This is a genomic window from Microcystis sp. M49636_WE2 (genome assembly GCF_030065375.1).
In the GTDB taxonomy this organism is placed as follows: domain Bacteria; phylum Cyanobacteriota; class Cyanobacteriia; order Cyanobacteriales; family Microcystaceae; genus Microcystis; species Microcystis aeruginosa_C.
The window spans coordinates 1-6218 of record NZ_JASJFG010000689.1 but is presented as its reverse complement, the minus strand read 5'-3'; the positions used below and the strand labels follow the sequence as shown (position 1 = coordinate 6218).

Sequence of the window (6218 nt, the reverse complement as noted above, 5' to 3'; positions counted from 1 at the left end):
GAAAGTTTTCGTCTTAAGTTTTTGCGTTCCCGTTGTGTGGTTTGTGAACAATGTATCCCCACTTGTCCCGTGGCGGCAATTTCCACAAACTTGTAAAGTAGCAGTTATTAAATTAATTTTTTTGCCCATTTAAATAATAGCCATCTCTGGAGATTTTAAGCCTTCATTTGTCTCCAACGCGGTTAATCGTCACAAATATCTCGCTCCTTTTCTGCCTAAAGACCCTTTCTCCGATATCATAGTTAAAAAGAGAGCCTTGACTCTGGCCACATCTGTGGGGATTACATACCATTAATCATGGTTTTTTTGCAAAAAATACAAAAAACTTGACATGACTTCTGCCGTTCCTCGCCTTTCCTATCCTGATAGTCCGATTGCTGATCTTCGCGGCCTCTATGACTTTATCCTCAACCCGCAACTGTTAGCCGCAGAAAAGGGAAATCCGTCGATCGTTAGTTTTTGTCAAAAAATTTCCCCCCTTGATCCCCTAGAAATTCTCTCTCGGATTGCCCCTAGCTATCCCACCCATTGTTATTGGGAAAATCCCGAACAAGAAACCGCTTTTCTCGGCTACGGAATCGCCTTTACTGCCACTTTCCACGGTAAACAACGTTTTTTAAAAGCTCAAAAATTTATTGAAAACTGTCAACAAAGAATTATCAAAATTGATAACTATAGCGAGATTACTCCCCGCATCTTTTGTAGTTTCACTTTTTTCGACTCGGAAATAGCTACCCCCTTTCCCTCAGCTACCCTAACCCTGCCTAAGTTTCAAATTATCAAAAAACAGTCGGAATATTTTTTCCTGACCAATCTCCTAATCACCAGCGAAAAAGAAATAGAAAACTCCCTCGAAGAAACTATTAATAACCTCAAAATTATCCAAAATAACTCGAGCAATTGCCGACAAAATCCCCACCAGGATTCCTGTAGTTACTATATTCATCCTACCTATAATTTTCAAGCGGCTGTTGCCGATGCACTCCAATCTATCCAGGCTCAAAATTTGAGCAAAATTGTCCTTGCTCACGCTCTTGACGTGATTTCTCCCCGTCCTTTTCATCTGGTAAACTGTCTCGATAATTTGCGTCAGCGTCATCCCGATTGCTACACTTTTTCCCTCGGCAATGGACGGGGAGATCATTTTATCGGCGCTAGTCCCGAACGCTTGTTAACTGTCCATCAGGGGCAATTAATCACCGATGCTTTAGCGGGATCCGCTCCCCGGGGAGAAAATGCGATCGAAGATGCTCTCTTTGCCAATAAACTCCTCGCTAGTGAAAAAGAACAACGGGAACATCGGGCCGTTAGTGAGTTTATTAACCAAAAACTGCGACAAATTGGCTTAAATCCGCAAAATTCTCCTTCTAGATTGTTAAAACTCTCCAATATTCAACATCTCTGGACTCCTATCCATGCCAAACTAAAACCCTCCATCCATCCCCTCGAAATTGTTGCCCAACTACACCCCACTCCTGCTGTTGCTGGGGTTCCCACCGAGATCGCTTTAGCACAAATTCGTCATTATGAAACCTTTGATCGCTCTCTTTATGCCGCTCCTTTGGGTTGGATCGATTGTCAAAATAATAGTGAGTTTATTGTTGGTATTCGTTCGGCCTTAATTAAAGGCGATCGAGCGCGATTATACGCCGGTGCGGGTATTGTTGCCGGTTCCGATCCGGAAAAAGAACTAGCAGAAATTCAGCTTAAATTTCAAGCTCTCTTAAAAGCCTTAACCTAAACTATAGCTTTTCACCGAACTAATAACTTAAATAAGCCTAATTTACCCTTAAAAGGCGGATATTTTAAAGCGGGATTGAACCAAAGAGGTGTTTTCATAATCGCTTTTTGGTGACTAAAATTCTCAAAGGAAAAACGACCATGATAGCTACCAATACCGCTATTTCCCCGACCACCAAAGGGTAAACTAGGATTAGTAAAATGAAAACTATTGTTGTTAATACAACCTCCCCCAAACTGGACTGATTCTAACCATTTCTTTTCGGTTTTTGTCTTGGTAGTAAACAGATAAAAAGCTAGAGGGTTAGGGTTTTTAGCAATAATTGCTAAAGCTTCCTCAAAAGTGCTAAAGGCAATGATCGGTAAAATTGGACCGAATATTTCTCCTTGCATAATAGGAGCATCGAGGGAAACATTAGTTAATAAAGTTGGTTGAATATATAAATTTTCTCGATCGGTTTTGCCTCCAAAAACAATCTCACCATCTTGGAGCAAGTCAATCAAGCGATCAAATTGTTTCTCATTAATTATCTTACCATAATCAGCACTTAATCTGGCATTCTCACCGAAAAAATTAACAATAGTATTAGCTAATTCTCTGATCAAATTCTCCTGCTGGGATTGATGTACCAAAACATAATCAGCTGCGATACACATTTGACCACAATTAGAGAATTTTGTCACGGCAATGCGACGGGTTGCCACGGAAATATTAGCATCAGCTTCGATAACACAGGGACTTTTTCCCCCTAATTCTAGAGTAACGGGAATTAACTTTGCTGCCGCTAGTTGATAAATAATTTTTCCTACCCTTGTACTGCCAGTAAAAAATATATGATCAAAGGTAAAACTGTCTAACATATTCGGAATTACTTCCGCACCATCTCCCGAGACAATTAACACATATTCTTCTGGGAATATTTCTTCAATTATTTTAACTACTAATTTTTCCGTCGCTGAGGCAAATTCACTCGGTTTTAATACCGCACAGTTACCAGCAGCAATAGCACCGACTAAAGGCACTAATAACAATTGGAGGGGATAATTCCAAGCAGCAATAATTAAAACCACTCCTAAAGGTTCCTGAATAATCTGACTGGAGGAGGGAAAATTTAAAAGATTAGTTTTAACGGTTTTGGGTTGCATCCATGAGCGCAAATTTTTTAAAGCGGTATTAATTTCCACCAAAAGGAAGCCATTTTCAGTAATCCAACAATCTTCGGGACTTTTCTTTAAATCACTATATAAAGCTCGATATATCTCTGCTTCATATTTAATGATTGCCTGTTTTAACTTCTCTAACTGCTGACGACGGAATTGATAAGAACGAGTGGAACCACTGGCAAAATACTGACGCAATTTGGCTAATTTTTCTGAGTTTGACAGCATCGAAATAATTCCTAAGTTAATGATGGTAATTCTATGGCATCCACTGGGGACGAATTCCCGCTAGAGGTAATTCCATTAAATCAGATTTACTTGCTTTCACTCCATCTTGTAGGGGAGGAATTAACATCCACAAACGACCACTGATAATTGTTTCTCCTGAGTCAGTAGTCAAGGGATTAGTCGGATTAGTATCATAACTGGTGCGAAGTTGATCAAAAATAATCGCTAAACTATCGGGAGATAAACTAATGTGAATATCACGATAATCGGCTAATTCCAGTAGGGGAGTCACTTGACCAGTCTTCACATCTATTTTAGCAAAATAGGGTTTTTCTTTGTACTCTTGACTGTTAGTAACTAACTCAGTTAACAAACAATATAAATCACTACCAGTGGCATTAAATTGACAATCTATAATCGAACCTTGTAGATTGAGTAAGCGTTTTTGTAATCCTTGATTATTGACATAAAAAAGCGATCGAATATAACGCATTTTGGCATTATCAGTATTAAAATTCACCATTGCCGCAGCCGTACCATCAGCAGAAAAATTCAAAATTCGCCCAAATTTTGGTAAAAAATCTAGGGGTTTTGTTTCTGATTTTAAAGGCAAAAGCGCAATTCCTTCCCCCTGGGTGACAGCCAAAGTTTTACTATCAGGTGCAATCAAAAATTCCCCGCCTTGGATGTTTAATTGTTGGGGGTTTTCCCCCAATTTAACTGCCCATAAATCGAAGTTAATCGGATTGCGGCGCTCAATTCTCTGCACGACAATAGTTTCCCCATCTTTAGCTAAATCAAAGTGATTATTTTGATAATCTTTATTGTCTAGCACTAACTCAATTTTTGCAGGGGATTGACTGCTATCAACTTGGTAAAGCTGCAGTTCACGAATTCCCTGTACTCCCTGATTTTTCGCCACGGCCGAAAAGAGAATTTTTTTACCATCAGGGTAAAATTCAAAAGCCATAACGGTCAAATCTGCGGGGGTTAAGAGGGTTTTTTTCTCCTCGGTCAGGTTATAAAAAATTAATCTTCCCTGTTCTTCCCCATTAGTGCCAATATAGGCAAAAGCTCGATCGCGACTTTTAAATTCTCTTTCAAAGATTGCTAGGGTTTGTCCTAATCGATTACCGCTGGGAAATTGTTCCCGCGCACCTTCAATTTGCAGATGGTATTTTTCTCCGTAGGGAATGGGAGAAGTGAGAGTATAAGCTAATCGTCTTCCGGCCCAACTAAACTTCCCCGGCAGCGGAGGATCGATCACTAGATTTTTTTCTACACTAGCATGATCCATGGGGCGATCAAAAGTGATAATAAATGCTTGATCTTCCGCACCAATTTCTCGATTTTCCCAGCTAAATTCCTTGACTCTTGGACCAGTTTGTAAAAGACATTGATTACCACAGCTATTACCCAACCAAATTAAGCCACCAATTACTAAAGTTAGGGATACAATTAATGTTATCGCTAATTTATCAATCGGTTGTAGTTGTAAGGTCTTGATCATTATAGTAGATGGTTAGAAACAACTGATAACAGTTAACTGTTAATATCCGTAGGGATCCACAGGAGTGGGTATAGATTTCACCGATTTAGCCTTAATTACTAATTGTCTTCTGGTGGTTGATTTTCCCACCTCTACGGGTAAGGATTCCGTGGTCATTTCTCCAGTGATTTCTAACCAAGTGTCATTGGGATATTGACTGCGACTTCCTGATAGTTTCACTGGCAAACCCACGGGATAAGCATCCACGGCACAACAGGTAAGAATAAAGCGACTAATTAATAAATAATTATCGGGTAGTTGGGGTAATTGTACCACAAAACCTGTGACTTTTACCGGTTGTCCCGTGTAGGCATCAGGTTCGGGGTAAGCATTCAAAGTTCTTACCCATTCAATTAAACTTTTTTCCTCTGGTTTAACGGTAGTGCCAAAGGATTGAGTTTGCACGCGAGTTAGGGGTAAAGATTCACTAATTCCCCTCTGTAATGCGATTTGACTACTGAGGGGCTGCGGGGCGATAAATAGACCTAAAAGGGCAGTTATTACTAATAAACCTGAGCCAAAATGTTTAGGAAGAATGGTAATATGCGATCGATTATCGTTACTATCTAAATTAATCTTTTTTTGCCACTGCTTTAATAATGTCCAAAGCTTGACTATTCCCAGAATAAATAAAGCAATACTGGTGATGAGAACCAGAAAAAAATAATTAGGATGGATCAGTAAATTTAACTGTCCAGTTATCCAGTATTTAAATAGTAATGAACCCCAACCGATTAGGGCAATAATATCGATAAATTGCGGGACGATTATTTTTAGACGTGATGAATTCATGGGAAAAACTATCCAGGTACTGACCTAAAATAAATAACTGTGAGCCAAGGTGAGTAAAAAAGTCATTTGCGCTGCTAAAGCAAAGAGATAAATTAACATTCTCGGTTTAAAAATAGACAACATTAAACCAATACCTTTCAGGTCAATCATTGGACCGAACACTAGAAAAGCCAGTAGGGAACTACTGGTAAAACTAGAGGCAAAGGAGAGAGCAAAAAAAGAATCAACCGTGGAACAAATCGAAACAATTACCGCTAACAGCATCATGGCCAAGATCGAAGTAATCGGATCCTGACCCAAATTAAGAACAAATTCCCGGGGAACAAACACCTGTAAACCGGCCGCTATAGCACTTCCTAAGATTAACACTCCTCCTAATTCGCGTAATTCCATCACCACGTTTTCCAGAAAAGTTAACCAGCGCCTTTTCATCGGGATTGCTTGCACTGCTGGTAGGACAGCAGTAGCGGCAAAACTTTCATCTAAGCGCAAAGTTTTGCCAGAATTACCGATCAGAAAAGAACCGGATTGTAGTAGTAGTGGGATAGATTCTTTTTCCGGTGTTTCCGGTTGCCAATTGAGGCTTTTTGCCAAAGAGGTTTGGAGGAGCGGTCGGGGATCTTTTTGGATACTAAAGATAATACCGATAACCGTAGCGATGAACAAAGAAAAGATAACTCGATAGAAAACAATTTCCGGTTGATCGCGAAAAGCTACCCAAGTGGACCAGATAACAATCGGGTTAATT

At 39.7% G+C, this 6218-nt stretch carries 6 protein-coding genes; 2 read left to right on the top strand and 4 right to left on the bottom strand.

The genetic code is table 11. From position 1 onward, the window contains the following. Both PX484_RS15835 and PX484_RS15830 read left to right on the top strand, forming a co-directional pair. The coding region (locus PX484_RS15835; RefSeq protein ID WP_288104676.1) for a 4Fe-4S binding protein at window positions 1-96 on the top strand (96 nt) is incomplete at its 5' end. A 235-nt stretch (window positions 97-331) separates the two neighbouring features. Next, entirely contained in the window at window positions 332-1741 is a 1410-nt protein-coding gene (locus PX484_RS15830; RefSeq protein ID WP_287669909.1) for an isochorismate synthase, read from the top strand. Between the two features lie 11 nt (window positions 1742-1752). Here PX484_RS15830 and PX484_RS15825 read toward each other — a convergent pair whose 3' ends face one another. The 4 genes from PX484_RS15825 to PX484_RS15810 all read right to left on the bottom strand — a co-directional run. Beyond that, on the bottom strand, window positions 1753-3129 hold the full coding sequence (locus tag PX484_RS15825) for an aldehyde dehydrogenase (RefSeq protein ID WP_287669911.1): 1377 nt from the start codon (window positions 3127-3129) through the stop codon (window positions 1753-1755). A 31-nt stretch (window positions 3130-3160) separates the two neighbouring features. After that, the gene (locus PX484_RS15820; RefSeq protein ID WP_287765734.1) at window positions 3161-4639 is read right to left on the bottom strand and encodes a hypothetical protein; all 1479 of its coding nucleotides are present in this window, start codon (window positions 4637-4639) and stop codon (window positions 3161-3163) included. 39 nt (window positions 4640-4678) lie between these two features. Next, entirely contained in the window at window positions 4679-5470 is a 792-nt protein-coding gene (locus tag PX484_RS15815; RefSeq protein ID WP_287765732.1) for a TIGR03943 family putative permease subunit, read from the bottom strand. Between the two features lie 24 nt (window positions 5471-5494). Then, window positions 5495-6218, bottom strand: a 724-nt coding sequence (locus tag PX484_RS15810; RefSeq protein WP_288104671.1) for a permease, incomplete at its 5' end; no start/stop codon positions are given.

Coding starts and splice junctions, on each gene's coding strand:
- PX484_RS15830 (WP_287669909.1), top strand. CDS start 332: ATGACTTCTGCCGTTCCTCGCCTTTCCTATCCTGATAGTCCGATTGCT.
- PX484_RS15825 (WP_287669911.1), bottom strand. CDS start 3,129: ATGCTGTCAAACTCAGAAAAATTAGCCAAATTGCGTCAGTATTTTGCC.
- PX484_RS15820 (WP_287765734.1), bottom strand. CDS start 4,639: ATGATCAAGACCTTACAACTACAACCGATTGATAAATTAGCGATAACA.
- PX484_RS15815 (WP_287765732.1), bottom strand. CDS start 5,470: ATGAATTCATCACGTCTAAAAATAATCGTCCCGCAATTTATCGATATT.